General features: G+C 43.0%; 15 protein-coding genes. 2 read left to right on the top strand and 13 right to left on the bottom strand.

The features are described from left to right. Positions 1 to 743: 743 nt before the first annotated feature. From C2M32_RS09600 to C2M32_RS09565, 8 genes are all read right to left on the bottom strand, one after another. Positions 744 to 1,526, bottom strand: coding sequence for a sporulation protein (locus C2M32_RS09600; protein ID WP_105168224.1), 783 nt, complete (start codon positions 1,524 to 1,526; stop codon positions 744 to 746). Between the two features lie 186 nt (positions 1,527 to 1,712). After that, positions 1,713 to 3,179 carry a metallophosphoesterase gene (locus C2M32_RS09595; RefSeq protein ID WP_105168223.1) on the bottom strand — a complete coding sequence of 489 codons (1,467 nt, stop codon included), beginning with the start codon at positions 3,177 to 3,179 and terminating at the stop codon, positions 1,713 to 1,715. A 114-nt stretch (positions 3,180 to 3,293) separates the two neighbouring features. Beyond that, the gene (locus tag C2M32_RS09590) at positions 3,294 to 5,780 is read right to left on the bottom strand and encodes a S9 family peptidase (RefSeq protein WP_105168222.1); all 2,487 of its coding nucleotides are present in this window, start codon (positions 5,778 to 5,780) and stop codon (positions 3,294 to 3,296) included. A 234-nt stretch (positions 5,781 to 6,014) separates the two neighbouring features. Beyond that, positions 6,015 to 6,947, bottom strand: coding sequence for a YeiH family protein (locus C2M32_RS09585; RefSeq protein WP_105168221.1), 933 nt, complete (start codon positions 6,945 to 6,947; stop codon positions 6,015 to 6,017). A 54-nt stretch (positions 6,948 to 7,001) separates the two neighbouring features. Beyond that, positions 7,002 to 8,150, bottom strand: a complete 1,149-nt coding sequence (locus C2M32_RS09580) for a 5-(carboxyamino)imidazole ribonucleotide synthase (protein WP_105168220.1) — start codon at positions 8,148 to 8,150, stop codon at positions 7,002 to 7,004. Position 8,151: 1 nt separating this feature from the next. Continuing rightward, positions 8,152 to 8,634: a 5-(carboxyamino)imidazole ribonucleotide mutase gene (gene purE / locus C2M32_RS09575; protein ID WP_105168219.1), complete on the bottom strand. Its 483-nt coding sequence runs from the start codon at positions 8,632 to 8,634 to the stop codon at positions 8,152 to 8,154. Positions 8,635 to 8,883: 249 nt separating this feature from the next. Continuing rightward, a complete protein-coding gene (locus tag C2M32_RS09570) occupies positions 8,884 to 10,476 on the bottom strand; it encodes an ABC-F family ATPase (RefSeq protein WP_105168218.1) in 1,593 nt (530 codons plus the stop codon). Positions 10,477 to 10,540: 64 nt separating this feature from the next. After that, a complete protein-coding gene (locus C2M32_RS09565; protein ID WP_105168217.1) occupies positions 10,541 to 10,738 on the bottom strand; it encodes a hypothetical protein in 198 nt (65 codons plus the stop codon). 136 nt (positions 10,739 to 10,874) lie between these two features. On the opposite strand from C2M32_RS09565, the gene C2M32_RS09560 reads away from it, so the two are divergent. Next, complete coding sequence (locus tag C2M32_RS09560) at positions 10,875 to 11,396, top strand: TetR/AcrR family transcriptional regulator (protein WP_105168216.1); 522 nt, start codon at positions 10,875 to 10,877, stop codon at positions 11,394 to 11,396. A gap of 33 nt (positions 11,397 to 11,429) precedes the next feature. Here C2M32_RS09560 and C2M32_RS09555 read toward each other — a convergent pair whose 3' ends face one another. Further along, positions 11,430 to 11,918 (bottom strand): GNAT family N-acetyltransferase, encoded by a 489-nt coding sequence (locus C2M32_RS09555; RefSeq protein WP_105168215.1) that lies wholly within the window; start codon positions 11,916 to 11,918, stop codon positions 11,430 to 11,432. 78 nt (positions 11,919 to 11,996) lie between these two features. Between C2M32_RS09555 and C2M32_RS09550 the strand changes: the two genes are divergently transcribed. Continuing rightward, on the top strand, positions 11,997 to 12,209 hold the full coding sequence (locus C2M32_RS09550; protein ID WP_105168214.1) for a hypothetical protein: 213 nt from the start codon (positions 11,997 to 11,999) through the stop codon (positions 12,207 to 12,209). Positions 12,210 to 12,232: 23 nt separating this feature from the next. On the opposite strand, the gene bioD is transcribed toward C2M32_RS09550, so the two are convergent. The 4 genes from bioD to bioB are packed head-to-tail and all read right to left on the bottom strand — an operon-like array spanning position 12,233 to position 15,880. Further along, a complete protein-coding gene (bioD, locus tag C2M32_RS09545) occupies positions 12,233 to 12,916 on the bottom strand; it encodes a dethiobiotin synthase (protein WP_105168213.1) in 684 nt (227 codons plus the stop codon). Next, entirely contained in the window at positions 12,913 to 13,701 is a 789-nt protein-coding gene (locus tag C2M32_RS09540; RefSeq protein ID WP_105168212.1) for a methyltransferase domain-containing protein, read from the bottom strand. The genes bioD and C2M32_RS09540 overlap by 4 nt, the downstream gene beginning before the upstream one ends. Further along, positions 13,698 to 14,837, bottom strand: a complete 1,140-nt coding sequence (locus C2M32_RS09535) for an aminotransferase class I/II-fold pyridoxal phosphate-dependent enzyme (RefSeq protein ID WP_105168211.1) — start codon at positions 14,835 to 14,837, stop codon at positions 13,698 to 13,700. Before C2M32_RS09535 ends, C2M32_RS09540 begins: the two co-directional genes overlap by 4 nt. Further along, entirely contained in the window at positions 14,837 to 15,880 is a 1,044-nt protein-coding gene (bioB, locus tag C2M32_RS09530) for a biotin synthase BioB (protein WP_105168210.1), read from the bottom strand. Before bioB ends, C2M32_RS09535 begins: the two co-directional genes overlap by 1 nt. Between the last annotated feature and the right edge of the window lie 118 nt (positions 15,881 to 15,998).

Here is a 15,998-nt window from a genome sequence, read left to right as displayed (position 1 = left end):
ACACCTATTGAATACTAATTAAGAATGACTAGAGAAAACTTACCTCTAATCAACTGCTTCTTATTACAACCACATTAATCAACGCGAAAAAATCGTGCTAATTACAATATTTGCTAAGCAGAAATCGTAAATCTCGTATCTCACACCTACGGCACTACAAACAATTTCAAAAAACTTAACAGTCTAAAAAATTACTCATTAGAACAGAATGTTACCACACCCATAAATCTAATAAAGAAATAAATACAAAAATTTAACACCAGAGTTACTTTGGCGCATTCTATTTACCTCGTATCGTATTAAATCACTGAGGTTAGGTAAATTACAGCGACTTACACAATGACTCTGTGCGCCAAAGTTAATCATCAAGCCATTTGTAAAATTAGCAGTATTTAGTCACTTACCTGTGTTTAGACGTTATTTTTAGAAAAGTGTAGTCTAACCGTATTATTTTGCTCAATTTATTTCAGAGCTATGAATTTTTTAATATTGAGTTCTTGCGGGTAAATAAAGTAGCTTTCACAAAATTGCGTCATTACTATCTGTAACGGATATGTTAGTTCTTAAAGAGTCAAGACATGCAGGTGAGCTTTACGGAGGTGTTTTTAAGAGGAGAGCTATTTGAATCGCGTAAGCGCAAAACACGCTTGTTAACTTACACAGCTTAAAATGTCGAGAAAAGGTGCCTTGACCCACCGATTAAATCAGTAAGTCAAGCCACTTGGTTGGTTTGATATTTCAACCTAGCTGTGCTGCTCTAAGAGTTGACTGATCATATCCTCAAGATGTTCGAGGTCGTCATCAGCAATAACCAGTCTCGCTTTTGACTCGTCCAAATCCAACGCTTCTTTAAAGAAGCTGACGAATCCTCTCGCCTTTCGATCAATTTCAAAAATGACTTCCAGTTGCTCACCACGATTGAAGAAAACAAGCTCAACTTCGTCGAAACGGCCATGAAATTGGCCACTTATGGTTTTAAACTCTAACTCTTGTACAAATGGTAGTTTTGCAAACGATACTGAATCTATGCCTTCGCAATCAGCCTCGTACAACTTAAAGCCTAGCGCTTCTAACGCATCAATAACCGCCTGTTGTAATGTATTGGGAACCACATAGACATAATCTTTATCAGACTTATCAAGCGCCATGTCTATGTCTAAGTTAGTCTCTAACCAAGTTTTTGAATGACCAACAGTGATTGGCGCATCTTCTGATAGCTCCAATACAAAAGGAAACTCTCTGTGTTCTGCAGGCTCAATGGTGAATTTTTCATCTAACACAAAGCGAGACAAGGTGTATTCCCTGACCTCGGTGACTACCTCATCATCTTCCGTTTCTACTTCAACGGTATAGTTACACACTACATCTAAGTCTATTTTATTAATCTCTTGAGCGACATTACCGCCAACGACTTTTATAACACCGGTTAGTTCATCACCAGGCGCGACTTCGTTGTGGTCTAATACTGCGTCTATCTTCGCGGCTCCAATACCTACACTACTTAAGACTTTTTTGAAAAACGACATACTTATCCTTATATATATTCAAAACATCGCATACTTGAGTTTTCCACTCGTAAGCTATTGTCATACAACAGAGTTTAAATCGCAACAATACACTGTATAAGCTTTAAATATGCTAGGTTTGATCGTATCAGGTTCAATAATAAAAATATTTATATCAACGATTATTGCTCTTTTAACCTTTAGTTATTAATCAGCTTTATCACATACAGCCTGACCCGCCGAAACATTCTCAGAGCCGCAGGTAATAAATACCGTACCTTGGGTATCAATGAACTCACCTTTCCATCCTTGTGTGTTTGCCAGCCTTTCTAATGATAGATAGCCAAACTTACCTTGTGTGTTAGTTATTGCCTGCTGAGAATCGATAGCCGCTGACACACTTTCATTGACGCTTTTGTTACTCAAACTCACACCGCTATTTCCCACTATGATTTGTGGTGGTCTGGCACTGTCTTCGCTAAATGTGACTGACTGATAAATATGCATGTGACCGGATAACGATAATGCGATTTGTGAAGGCAGCACTCCAAGCTTGGTTTTTGCAAGCGCGGTTTGTAACTGCGTATTCAAGGTATCTAACGGTGTGGCACTATTAAGTCCCCATATTGGTCGATGCGTCATCATCCAAGTGGTGTGGTTCGAATTTGCAGTGAAGGTGTTTAGTTGCTCAAATTGAGCACTGTATTGTGCGGTCAAATCATTTGTAGCCAGTTCATCGCAGGCATTGGCGGAGTCAAACACCCACAAGTTAAAACTATCTAGTTTCAAGCCATAGGGTTCTATCATGGCAATGTGCGGCGCTGCGGTTTTTGGCGGATGCGTGTAATCTCCTTGATTAGGACATACTCGCTGTGTAATTGAATCATCAAATTGCGCCCCAGGACCAAAAAAGTAAAACCACCCCACTCCAGCTCTTGAACATAACTCATGATTTCCTCTTGCAAACACCCAAGGTGCCGTTGCCATTAATTTGCTCGCAGGCTCAAAAAAGTCAACTCGCCAGCTATCCCAACTGTCCGGTCTGGGGCTGTTTTTTGCGTTTTGGCTATAATAAGTGGTTTCGAGTCCACATGTTGCTCCGCCGTAACCACCATCACCAGCATCATAAGCATATGTGTCGCCACTAACGCTGCCTGATGTACCACGGTAGTTAAAGTCTCCCATGTGCAAGATTAGATCTTTGTGACTTTGTGACGCTAAGTCAGCAAGCGTTTGGAACGGCTCAGCCGGTGCGTCTTTACAGACCTTTTCCTTACACCCTGTATCACCAAATACTTGAATATGCGTAGGGGCTAAGGAAGTTTTAGCGAGACTTAACGTACTACCTTGTACTGTGTAATGCGTATTCTCAACCAATATTGCCTCACACACTGTCACAGGAAATAAGGCTTTATCAGGTCTTAAATCACGTATTTTGGTTTGAATAAGCTGTCCATCATCAGTTTGTAATGTTGGGCACGACGCATTGTTATCAACTACCTTTGGGAGTACAACCCGTCCATATATTAGGGTCTGGCCTGCTTTACTCGGTGCCAGCATGCTATAGGCCGCCAATGGTGTTATATCGGGCTGAGGTTTTGATGAGCCATTACTACTTTGCTGCTCACAGCCAAGTAACAATGCAAAGATAATAAATAGTGTGGGTGATCTCATTGCTGCATTCCTTTATAAAAATCTTGTATAGATTCTAATATACAATGCCATTTTCACACGATATTTGTATAAAAAACGCCAGCTTAGTGCTGGCGTTCAATTCATAGCTTTGCTTTAAAGGTGTTCTTTAAACAACTTGTGGATACGTCGATATTCATCCAACCAACTTGATGGTTGTCTAAACCCATGTGGTTCTACTGGATAAATTGCTGTTTCAAAGCCTGTTTTCTCTAGCTCTATCAATCGTTGTACCAAGCGTACCACATCTTGGAAGAATACATTATCATCCAACATGGGGGCGTTGATCAGCAGCTCATTTTTCAACCCTTCTGCGAAGTAAATTGGTGAGCTTCGTTCATAGGCAATCGGGTCAACGTCTGGGTGGTTCAAAATATTCGACGTGTAACCTCGGTTATAATAAGCCCAATCTGTTACAGGCCTTATCGCAGCACCAGCTTTAAATAAATCGGGTTGAGTAAACAGCGCCATAAAGGTCATAAACCCGCCATATGAGCCACCATATGTGCCAACAGCTTGCTGATCCACATTCGCGTTCTCGACCATCCATTTAACCCCATCAGCCAAATCTTCAACTTCTGGTTTACCCATGTGGCGATATATTGCGGTGCGCCAATCACGACCATAGCCTTTAGAAGCGCGATAATCCATGTCCATTACCACATAACCCTCACTGGCTAATAATGAGTGAAACATAAACTCTCTAAAGTACACCGACCATCCCATATGAGAGTTCTGTAAGTACCCTGCGCCGTGGTTGAAGATCACGGCTTTGCGTTTTTTACCCGTCTCACCTTCGACGTAGTCTGCTGGATAATAGACTTTGGCATACACCGGCTGTTCACCATGGCTAGATGGAACAGCAACAATCTTTGGCGCTATCAACTTTTTATTTAAAAATTCCTCAGACACCGTGTTGGTTACACGTGTTGCAGTCGCTTTGGGTGCCACGTTAGCAACATATAACTCCTGAGGCATCATAATTTTTGAATGCGTCAGCAACAGTTGGGTCTCATCAGGGCTTAAGATGTAATCTGTCATACCATCAAGATCGGTCAGCTGTACACGTTGGCCCGTTTGTGTATTGACACGATAAATTTCATACAAACCAGGGTGATCAATATTCGCTTTGAAGTAGATGTGGCTATCATCTTTACTCAAGGTAAGGTCTGAAACAACAAACTGACCTTTAGTCAACTGCTTAGCTTTGCCTTGTAATGGTTTGGTATAAACATGGCTGTAACCACTTTGCTCAGACAAGTAGTACAAAGTGTCGCTGTTATTAAACCAGCCAAAGTCGTTATGAGCGTAGTTTACCCAAGCGTCATCGTGCAAACGGTGCTGAGATACCAGCTTTTGCGCATCAAAATCGATGGTTGCTATCCAGCGATCTTTGTTGTCCCACGCTTCGAGCATCAACGCAACCTGATCGCCTGAGCTATTCCATTGCACCGCATCTGATCCTCTTTGCTGAAGCAGGTTGATATCTCTGGGCTGATTGTTTGCTTGGTACGTTTTACCTTCCCGCGCTGCATTTTCTTTCTTGACTGCACTTAGCACATCTTCATCAAAACCGGGTAAAGTGTCATACGCTAAGGTGGTTTGTGTCTGAGTTTTAAGATCGATAAAGATCACTTCTGATGAATGACTTTTCGAATCTGCAACTTTACGGCGGGCGGGAACAGACTCAATGTGTCCATCCTGACTGACATAATTGGGCATGATATCCCCTTCATCACGCCATGAGCGTTTGTCGCCAATAACAACTACCAGTTTGTCACCTTTTGGAGATAAGCTCACTTCAAAAAGTTGCTTGCCTTTACCTAGATATATTTGATTGTTGGCTAAGGTCGAATTTTGTTCTTTGAGTTGCTCCGCACGCGCTTGTGCATCCACTTTGTTTTTATGCTGTAAAGCAACAAATTCAATTAACTTGTGCTGCTCTTTGGCAATATAGGTACTCGGCTCTTTAACGCCTGTAGGTTTGTCATTGAGGTGAAGTTTCACGATTTCCTGAGATCGGCCAGTCTCTAAATCAATTTTGTAAATAGTATTATCAATACGATAAGCAAGTTCACCTGAGAGTAAGAACTGTAGACTCGACTCACGCTCAGAGCTATGGGTCAGTTGAGTAATGACGCCACTGGTTAGAGTCTTTAAGAAAATATTCCCTTCAAATGTATAAGCCTGATATTTACCATCTGCAGAATAAATAGCATCTTGTGCACCGACAGTGTGTAGCTGACTAAGTAGAACTTGATTGGCAGTGAAGTTTTGGCTCGATGCTCCCAGCTCTACAGAGAATGTGTCTCTTAGCTCACTGCCTTGTTGTTTGCGATTAAAGATCACAGTCTTGCTATCAGCCCCCCAGAAAGCGCTTTCGGGCTGACGGCCCAGCCAATCCGGGTGTGCCATTGCTTGTTCGAGTGTAATATTCTCACCACCAAAATCAACTGGCGTGGCAACTACTGATTGAAAGACTTGTTGCGATTCGCTGCTTTGAGCAGCCTGATGAGTCGTTTGACAACCCGTGAGCAGTAAACCAGATGCCACGGCAATCGAAAGGATAGATTGTTTGATCATAGCGCTTCTTATTGATTGTAATATTAACGCTATTAAAGCAAATGTAAGTCAGGAATTCATTTAATTTAAGATTAATCACAGAGTTTCAAGATAAAAAAAGGCCAGTAAGTGATACTGGCCAAATACTCTCTGCGCTCACATAGTCGTTGATGGACAACGATTATGAAATGAGGCCTATCCACGCCTCAAGATATAGGACTGTAGAAACATAAAACAGTTCAAAAAAATTCTTAATTATTGAATAAGACCGTCAATAATGAGCAGTAATAGAACTGCACTTACAATGATCCAAAGCACCATCGCCATGGCGAATGGGCGCCAACCTGTTTGTTTTATAACAGCTTTTGATACTCCTGCGCCAATCAGGAACAGTGTTGCTACCAATACATGTTTCGCACCGACATAAAGAGTCTGCCAAAGCTCATTAAATTGAGGAAAATAACTGTTACACAGCGCAGCTAATAAAAAGCCAAAAATAAAAAGTGGGATGCTGGCACGCTCTTCGCTGCGCCAAAACACGCCTGCAGCTGCTGTGTATGGAATGATCCACATAGCGCGTGTCAATTTTATGGTTGTAGCAATACCTACCGCGACGGGACCATAGGTAGCAGCGGCGGCGACAACACTACTAGTATCATGTATTGCCAGAGCGGCCCACAGTGCGAATTGTTCATCGCTTAGCATCAGTGATTGTCCAAGCAAAGGAAACAACACTAACCCAATCGCATTGAGAGAAAAAACAACCGCTAATGCCACCGCAATTTCATGTTGTTTGGCTTTGATCACGGGTGCCATTGCAGCAATTGCACTCCCTCCACAAATAGCCGTGCCAAATGAGATGAGTACACCGGTATTTCTATTCAGTCGGAAAGCTTGCGTGAGGATCTCACCTAAGCCTATGATTGCTGTGATACTTACAATCGTTAAAACTATTGAACTGCGCCCAACTTCAATGACTTCCAATATGTTTACATGGAAACCTAGGCCAATTACCGCAACCTTCAGCAACCATTTACTCAACTGGTTGCTTAACTGCTCAAATGGATTTCTTAAAAACCAGGCAAACCCGACACCAAGCGCTAAGGCCAAAGTGGGATTAACCAAAGGAGTAAAGCTCAATATAAACAAGCTAATAAAGGCGTATTGAATGATTCGTGTCGGGTTCATAACAGCATCACTATGTATAAAAAAACCGAGCTAATTAGCTCGGTTTTGTCATTCTTAAGCGTCGATTAAACTACGCGCAGTGGCTGCAACACCGGGATAATCTTGCTCTGGTAGGATTGCTGCCAAGTCATGTAAACGTTGTCCCAACTGTTTAAGGTCATGCCCCGAAACATTAATGTGCCCCATCTTACGACCAGGCTTTGCTTCTTTGCCGTACCAGTGACTGCTTGTATCCGCCACATTTAATACTGCATGTGGGATTGCATCTTGCCCAAGCACATTAATCATTGCCGTTGGTCTTAATAACTCTGTTGATCCTAACGGCAAGCCAGACACGGCACGCATGTGGTTTTCAAACTGGCTAACATGACAACCTTGTTGGGTCCAGTGTCCTGAGTTGTGCACACGTGGTGCTATTTCATTCACCAGCAGCGTACCTTGCACATCGAAAAATTCAATTGCCAGTACCCCAACGTAATCCAAAGCATTTGCTAGCGCATTGAACGCATCCTGCGCTTGCTGTTCAATCGCCAGCTTTTCTTTGCCTGCGATTGAAAGAGTTAATACACCGTTAGTATGCTGATTTTCAGTAAGAGGGTAAGTTTTGCACTGCCCTTGCTTGTCCCGCACCCCGATGATTGATACTTCTCGATCAAACGGGATCATTTTCTCTGCAATGATTGAATGTGGAGCGATTTCAGTGCCTGAAGCGATGAACTGTGCCATTTCAGACCAAATTTGCTCTACATCTTCTTGGCGTTTAACGCGCCATTGACCTTTACCGTCATAACCTGCTTGGCAGGTTTTAACAACGAGTGGCATTCCCAATCGCTCAATGGCATGCAAAAAATGACTTTTTTCGGTGATCAATTGATAAGGCGCACATGCTACTTTGGCTTTATCAAGTAATGCCTTTTCTTTTGCTCTGTCACCGCCCGTTGCAATGGCCTCAGCACCGGGATAAAACTTACCACTTTGCGAACATAGCGCCAGCACATCATGTGGGATATGCTCAAACTCAGCAGTAATCGCGTGACTACGTGCAATAGCCTGTTCTAACGTGTAGCTTTTTGTCTCGAACGTGACTGGATTAACCACCTGCTTTGTGCCCACATCATACGCCAGTACATGCAGGTCTAAGTGAGTAGCAGACAAACTCATCATGCGAGCAAGTTGCCCTGCCCCTAAAACAAGAATATTCATATTACTCAGCAGGATTTGGGTTAGCTAAAACAGTCTCAGTTTGTTCTTTACGGAACGCTTCAACCTTGGCAAAAATCTCTGGTTGCTGACAACCTAGAATTTGTGCGGCTAGCAAGCCAGCATTCGCAGCGCCCGCATCACCAATGGCCAAAGTACCAACCGCAACGCCTTTAGGCATTTGGCAAATTGATAACAGGGAATCTACGCCATTTAGTGTCTTTGACTTAACTGGCACACCCAACACAGGTAGGCTGGTAAACGCCGCCGCCATACCAGGTAAATGCGCAGCGCCACCGGCACCAGCAATAATCACTTTGATACCGCGTTCTGCGGCACTTGAGGCGTAATCGGCTAACAGATGAGGAGTACGGTGTGCTGAAACGACTTTCGTTTCGTATTCGATGCCAAATTTGTCCAACATGTCTGCTGCGTGCTGCATAGTAGGCCAATCTGACTTTGAACCCATAATAATGCCAACCGTCATAATAAATCCTCGGTGTTAAGTTAAACGATACAGTAACAATATGCTACTTTGAGCAATAATTGGGGTACCCAAAGCAACCATAATTTTTGCGCGCTATTATACCTAATCAGCCACGTAATACCATTATTTTCAGGCCTGTCAGTAACATCAATGTCTTGCTATGGTGGCTAAAACTGAATCCGGTTCAGCGCATTTTTCAAACTAACTGTAAATAAAAAACCGCGCTGGTCGCGCGGTTTTCTGTATTCATTACTTAGCTTGTTCTTGTGTTGCTAAATATTCTTCGTAAGTACCTCTGAAATCAATGACTTTGCCGTCTTTGATCTCCCACACTCTGGTTGCCAGTGAAGATACAAATTGTCTATCATGAGAAACGAAGAATAAAGTTCCTTCGTATTGCTCAAGCGCCAAGTTTAGTGCTTCAATCGATTCCATATCCATGTGGTTGGTAGGCTCATCCATCAGCAAAATATTATGCTTGTGCATCATCAACTTACCGAACAACATACGGCCTTGTTCACCACCTGACAACACTTTTACAGACTTTTTAATGTCATTTTGTGAGAATAACATGCGGCCAAGATAACTACTTACAACCTGTTCGTCATCACCTTCTTGCTGCCATTGTTCCATCCACTCAAAGACATTTTGGTCTTTTTCAAATTCATCTGCATGATCTTGAGCATAATAACCAATATTGGCATTTTCAGACCATTTGAAATCACCGGATTTAGGTGCCAAGCGGCCAGCTAATGTGTGTAGTAACGTGGTTTTACCTACACCGTTTTCACCGATAACAGCAATGCGCTCACCCACTTCAACCAGACCTTCTAAGCCTGAAAATAAAGTGCTCTCATAGCCCTGAGATAATCCGTTGATTTCCAAAGCATTACGGAATAGCTGCTTAGACTGTTCAAAACGAATAAAGGGTGTTTGACGAGAAGATGCTTTAACTTCATCAAGTTGGATTTTATCTATTTGCTTAGCACGTGATGTCGCTTGCTTCGCTTTAGAAGCATTAGCAGAGAATCGCGACACAAACTGTTGAAGCTCAGCAATTTGTGCCTTTTTCTTAGCATTTTCACTCAAAAGCTTCTCACGAGCCTGAGTTGCGGCAAACATGTACTCATCGTAGTTCCCCGGATAAACACGTAGCTCACCATAATCAATATCAGCCATATGCGTACATACTGAATTTAAAAAGTGACGGTCGTGAGAAATAATGATCATGGTGCAGTCACGTTGATTCAATACGTCTTCGAGCCACTTAATGGTGTAAATATCCAAGTTGTTGGTCGGTTCGTCCAACAGCATGATGTCAGGATCGGCAAATAATACTTGTGCAAGTAGCACTCGAAGTTTGAAACCAGGCGCAATCTCGGACATAGGACCATAGTGTTGCTCGGTAGGTATGCCTACACCAAGTAGCAATTCACCTGCTTTTGACTCGGCTGAGTAGCCATCCATTTCAGCAAATTCAGTCTCTAGGTCGGCGACTTTCATACCATCCGCTTCGCTCATTTCTGGCAAAGAGTAGATACGGTCACGTTCTGCTTTTATGGTCCATAACTCTTTATGCCCCATAATTACCGTGTCGATAACACTGTATTCTTCGTATGCAAATTGGTCCTGATTTAGCTTAGCCAAACGAGTGTTAGGAGATACGCTGACATTGCCAGTGCTAGGTTCAAGTTCACCTCCAAGGATTTTCATGAAGGTAGATTTACCACAACCGTTCGCGCCGATCAGACCATAGCGGTTACCGTCGCCGAATTTTACTGAAATATTCTCAAAAAGAGGTTTTGCACCAAACTGCATGGTGACATTAGCTGCGCTTAAAATAATGGGCTCCTAGGAAGTTGTCTAAGCCTAAAAACCCGATTTTAAACTAATCTGAGATGTAAAACTACGAAAGTTCTACGGGATTGTTTGCACGGTAGTCTTCAAGCGCTAATTTCATATGATGAATAAACGCCTTTGGTCCCATAATTAGCAGTAAAATCGCTAACCCTCCGGGTATCAACACAGCTTTAAGCGCAGGCCCCAAAATATAGCTATAGAAAACAATAAACGGTAGAAATAGCACATAGCCGATAAAATTCATTTTACACCTTCCATAATGATAATAAACAAAAAATGAGCGTGCTCATTATTATTTATGAGCGCGCTCATTTGCAAGTGCTTTGGGCATTTTTTTATCCTTATGTTATGCTCTTTAACTCTAACTACTTGGTAATAAAATGAATAAAAAAACATCAACTAGACAAAATATTTTGCGAGCCAGTTGGCAGCTATTCAATGAACAAGGCTTCGCGCAAACAACCACTCGACAAATATCTCAGTTGGCGGGGGTTGCTACAGGGACTGTTTTTTCTCACTTTCCTACCAAGTTAGATATTCTGAAAACTGCTATGCACGAGAAAATCGAGCACACTCTCGCTCAAGCGGCTCAATCTGAAAAATTACACACGCCACGCCTCAGGCTCAGGCACTATGCAAAGTTTTTGTATCAATTTTACTTAAGTAATAGAGAGTTTAGTAAGGAACTCATTGGCGGAATTTTGTGGCAGCACGACTACTTCAGTGAGCAACTTGAAGCATTTAAACATACCCTTTTTGAAGGCCAGCCTTATGACTCATACAAAGCAGACATCATGATGGACTGCTACTTCATGACTCTGATCATAGGTTTGAATGATGAACATTCCGATGTGGACTCACTCGTACGTTTGCTGAGTAATAAGCTGCAATCAATTCAATAGTAAGATGTGTTCTTAGAGGATTTATCTGCGTTACTAAACGGTCAGTAATTTACAGTACAAGGTGCTAGATTGTTCAGTAAAGCCCAACTTTTGTAGCAGTCTAACTGAGCGCTCGTTATCTGCATCAAGATGCGCAAACACCGATGTATCCGCAGTTATATCCAACAGCTCTGAGATATTGTCCAACATACATTGTATGGCCTCTATCATGTAACCTCGTCGCCAATGGACACTGGCCAACTCAAAACCAATGCTGACGCTATGCTTATCAGCATCAAAGTCGTATAAGCCAACGGTCCCTAACAACTGTCCTTGTGGATTTGTTATCGTCATCCGACATCCCAGTCCCAAGTAGCCCTGCTCTAAGTCCCATTGGATGAGATCTTTGATATCCTGATGCGATAACGACTTGCCATAGTCATTATACTGGGCAACCAGTGGATCATTTAGCACGCCATACAGCGCCAATGCGTCCTTATGGGTAATAGACTTAAGGATCAGTCTTGGAGTTATCAAACGCATTTGTGGTCGGTCTCGATTGGCAATTTGCCAAAATAGTATAAACTAGCTGGCAAAAATAAGTCTAACGTGGAGTATTGTATGTCAGACGAATTTAAAGTTATTCCTCCAACAACCAAAGTGCTGTGCCCTGAACGTGGCGAAGGCTGGACCTTAACAGGGATCACCGGTATTCATGAACACACATCCGTGATGTTTAATGGGGTACGTTACACTATCCCAGCCAGAGAAATCGTCGAACATCTGTTGCCCAATTATATTAATCAGCAAGATAGCAACTCGAAAAGCGAGTGAGGCATAGGCCAACGCTTGTTGGCCTATAAGTGAATACCAAATAAATCCGTCAACGCCGCATAGATTTGTAATTTTGCTTTGTCTTCACTGTATGGTGCAACCGCCAATAAAGGCGCATCAATACGTTTACGTAAACTATCTAGATTCTCATCAAAGTTAGCCATGTTAGGGTCGATTTGGTTTGCCACCCAACCAACACACTTTATACCCTGAGCCTTGAGCGCATGACTGGTCAAAATGGCGTGATTTAAGCAGCCCAACTTCATACCAACGACTAATATAACGGGCAGTTGCTCTTTTTGTACCCAGTCACATAGGTATTGGGTGTCGTTTATAGGTAAAGCCCATCCACCAGCACCTTCCACCAAGGTAAATTCGGCACCAAGTTTTGCTAGCTCATGATAGTGATAACTCAACTTTTCTAGTGTTATTTCTATACCAGCCTGCTCAGCGGCAATATGTGGCGCGATAGGAGGCGCGAAGCAAATGGGATTGATCTGCTCGTATTTGCCATGCACAGTGGCCGATTCCATTAGTGTTAGCGCATCTTCGTTAACCAATTGCCCAAATGCTTCCTCAGCACCGGCAGCGATTGGTTTAAAGCCTATCGCTTGGCGCTTGTGCTGCGCTAAAAACTTTAGTAGTAATGCTGTAATGTGAGTTTTACCCACTTCGGTATCTGTGCCAGTTATAAAAAATGCACTCATAGCTTGATTAGCTCCATAATTGCGACCTCATAGCTTACTACAGCCAGCCCACCCTCAAGTGGATAACCAGACAATAACTGACCATATCGTGTTCTGCCCATTAAGCCACTTTGTTTGCTATCTTGAGACTGGATTTGATTGGCACCTATATGTTTTACCGACTTGAGCGCCTCTTTGGGGGTAGCAAACTTGTCTTTAAGACGAACCTGTCGAGCGGTTTTGACTACAAAGCCCGCATCGGTTGCAAATCGCTGTAATTGCTGCAACGTTAAAAAGTGATTAACGTGACAGCGGCTGTCAATATTTCGCCAAGCTTGTGCTATTTCTTTCAATGAGCCGTCCAATACGCTAGAGATGACTAACTGAGCTTCCGGTTTACAAACTCTATGCAACTCTTTAAATAACTGAGCCGGTAAGCTGCTCCACTGTATCGCAAAATTTGAAAATACCGAACTCATACTGTTTGCTTGCAAAGGCAGGCTATCCATATCTGCGCAGACACGCCATGCGCTATCGTCACCCTGCTGCAACATGCCATGGCTCAAATCCATGTTCAGAACATGCGATGCGTGCTGCCCTAGCTGCTGATGATGTAACAATGGCCCCGCACCTAAATCCAGCAAACGGTCATGACCGCTTTGTAACATTGTAAAAAGTAGTTTAGCTGCTTGCTGTTGCACGTGAGCATGATGCTGGTAGCACTTAGCTGCTTTTGAGAATCGTTGCGCGGTGTTTTGCTTGAGCTCTGAGTTAACTAATGGCACATCATGTAGCATCGCATTCATAGCACCTCCTCAAGCTGCTTAACCAAGAACCGAATATCTTCTTGGCTATGCGCAGCAGTCAGAGTTATTCTCAGTCGAGCAGTGTTGGCTGGAACAGTTGGTGGGCGAATAGCGCTAAGCCAAATCCCCTTTTGCTGCAACGAGCGTTGTGCATTTAGGACATTCTCAGCGCTACCCAGCACAACCGGTTGAATGGCGGTATCCGATTGCATCACCGCAATGTTGGCCTGCTCTGATAACTGCCTAAACAAAATGATGTTCTCATTGAGTCGGGCTCGCTCACGGTTTGCGTTGACTAAACGCTCAAGCTGAAAACATGCCGCATTGACCATCAAAGGCGACATAGCGGTAGAGTAAATATAATCGCGATTAAACTGAAGCATATAGTCAGCCACCGCTTTACTGGTCAGTACCGCTGCACCTTGACAGGCCATGGCTTTACCAAAAGTGATCACTAGGATGTCAGGCTTATCTTTATGTCGCTGACAAGAGCCCAAACCATGCTCTCCTACCACGCCAAACGCATGCGCATCATCTAACATCAACCAAGCATTGTGTTGCTGTTTTAGGTTAAACAAAGCCTCTAATGGCGCTTTGTCACCATCCATTGAAAACACGCCTTCACTGATGATAAGTTTGTTGGTCGCCGTGGACTTTTCCAACCGAGAACGCAAGTGCCCCATGTCATTGTGATTAAAACGGATATGCTTCGCTGCGCTTTGTAAGGCTCCATCAATTAAGCTGGCATGATTAAGTTTATCTTGAAAAATTGCACAGTTCTGTAATGGCGCAGAATCATTAAACAACGCTTTTAAAACACTTGAATTGGCGCTAAAGCCAGTACTGAATAACAGTGCGGATCCGTAGCCGAGTAGTTCGCATAGCCTATCCTCAAGCTGCTTATGGATCTGCTGATAGCCCGTTACCAAAGCCGAACTTCGACTACCCGTAATGCCTTGTTGTTCATTAAAACATTGATCAGCAAGCCCAAGATAATCGTTACTGGCGAAATTTAAATATTCCTTGCCAGCAATAGTGATGCTGCGCGCGTTACTGTGTTGAACCAACACCCGACTTCTCAGTAGTGTTTGTTCTTTGCGCGCAACTAGGCTTTGTTGTATATATTCAAAAGCCATTAATTTGCTTCGTAAAACAGCTCAGAAGTTGCTTTATCAGCGATGGCCGATGACAATGATGCCTCGTAAGCTTCATCCGAGTAGTCGTGGCGTTCTTCTGGTTTCATACCCAGCTTTTTAAGTAGGTTCATATCCGCATCGGCTTCTGGGTTTTCTGTGGTGAGTAACTTATCGCCATAGAAAATTGAGTTTGCACCCGCAAAGAAGCACATCGACTGCATCTGTTCATTCATCGCTGTACGCCCTGCTGACAAACGAACATAACTTTTTGGCATCATAATACGTGCCACGGCAATGGTACGAACAAATTCAAAATGATCTAAGTCTTCCACATCCTCTAAAGGCGTGCCTTTAACTTTAACTAGCATGTTAATTGGCACACTTTCAGGTTGCTGAGGTAGGTTCGCAAGTTGCATTAACAAGCCAAAGCGATCCGCCGCTTGCTCACCCATACCAACAATGCCACCAGAACATACTTTCATACCAGCATCACGCACATTATCAATGGTATCTAAACGGTCTTGATAAGTTCTGGTCGTGATGATCTGTTGATAATACTCAGGTGACGTATCTAAGTTGTGGTTGTAGTAATCTAGGCCCGCATCTTTGAGTGCATGAGCTTTTTGGTTGTCGAGCATCCCTAAGGTCATGCAGGTTTCTAGGCCAAGTTCTTTGACTTCACGGACCATTTTTTCAATATATGGCATATCTCTTTCTTTTGGATCTGACCAAGCTGCGCCCATGCAAAAACGCGTTGCGCCTTTTTGCTTCGCCAAACGCGCTTGTTCAACCACTTTTTCAACTTCCATCAAACGTTCACGCTCAAGATCCGTTTTGTAATGTCCAGATTGTGGACAATATTTACAATCTTCAGGACAGGCACCGGTTTTAATTGATAACAGTGTTGAGATCTGTACTTCGTTAGGATTAAAGTTCTCACGGTGAATACTGGCCGCTTTAAATAGCAAGTCGTTAAACGGCATTTCAAATAGTGCTTTTACTTCTTCATGAGTCCAATCGTGACGAACTGTAGCCATAGTTATTTTCTCTTTTATTGTAAATATTACTGCCTAAAAATGATGCAGTTAACTTGACGGTAATTGGCTTAGTCTACTTTCTAACGTAGTATTGTCAACGCCAACCAGTTAGCAAAGGTTTACC

The sequence above is a fragment of the Pseudoalteromonas sp. T1lg23B genome (genome assembly GCF_002964665.1).
Lineage (GTDB): Bacteria > Pseudomonadota > Gammaproteobacteria > Enterobacterales > Alteromonadaceae > Pseudoalteromonas.
The sequence above is the reverse complement of the archived record's forward strand: the minus strand, read 5'-3'. Positions and strand labels throughout refer to the sequence as shown.

Coding starts and splice junctions, on each gene's coding strand:
- C2M32_RS09590 (WP_105168222.1), bottom strand. CDS start 5,780: ATGATCAAACAATCTATCCTTTCGATTGCCGTGGCATCTGGTTTACTG.
- C2M32_RS09550 (WP_105168214.1), top strand. CDS start 11,997: ATGTCAGACGAATTTAAAGTTATTCCTCCAACAACCAAAGTGCTGTGC.
- C2M32_RS09555 (WP_105168215.1), bottom strand. CDS start 11,918: ATGCGTTTGATAACTCCAAGACTGATCCTTAAGTCTATTACCCATAAG.
- C2M32_RS09535 (WP_105168211.1), bottom strand. CDS start 14,837: ATGGCTTTTGAATATATACAACAAAGCCTAGTTGCGCGCAAAGAACAA.
- C2M32_RS09560 (WP_105168216.1), top strand. CDS start 10,875: ATGAATAAAAAAACATCAACTAGACAAAATATTTTGCGAGCCAGTTGG.
- C2M32_RS09585 (WP_105168221.1), bottom strand. CDS start 6,947: ATGAACCCGACACGAATCATTCAATACGCCTTTATTAGCTTGTTTATA.
- purE (WP_105168219.1), bottom strand. CDS start 8,634: ATGACGGTTGGCATTATTATGGGTTCAAAGTCAGATTGGCCTACTATG.
- C2M32_RS09540 (WP_105168212.1), bottom strand. CDS start 13,701: ATGAATGCGATGCTACATGATGTGCCATTAGTTAACTCAGAGCTCAAG.
- C2M32_RS09565 (WP_105168217.1), bottom strand. CDS start 10,738: ATGAATTTTATCGGCTATGTGCTATTTCTACCGTTTATTGTTTTCTAT.
- C2M32_RS09580 (WP_105168220.1), bottom strand. CDS start 8,150: ATGAATATTCTTGTTTTAGGGGCAGGGCAACTTGCTCGCATGATGAGT.
- C2M32_RS09595 (WP_105168223.1), bottom strand. CDS start 3,179: ATGAGATCACCCACACTATTTATTATCTTTGCATTGTTACTTGGCTGT.
- bioD (WP_105168213.1), bottom strand. CDS start 12,916: ATGAGTGCATTTTTTATAACTGGCACAGATACCGAAGTGGGTAAAACT.
- C2M32_RS09600 (WP_105168224.1), bottom strand. CDS start 1,526: ATGTCGTTTTTCAAAAAAGTCTTAAGTAGTGTAGGTATTGGAGCCGCG.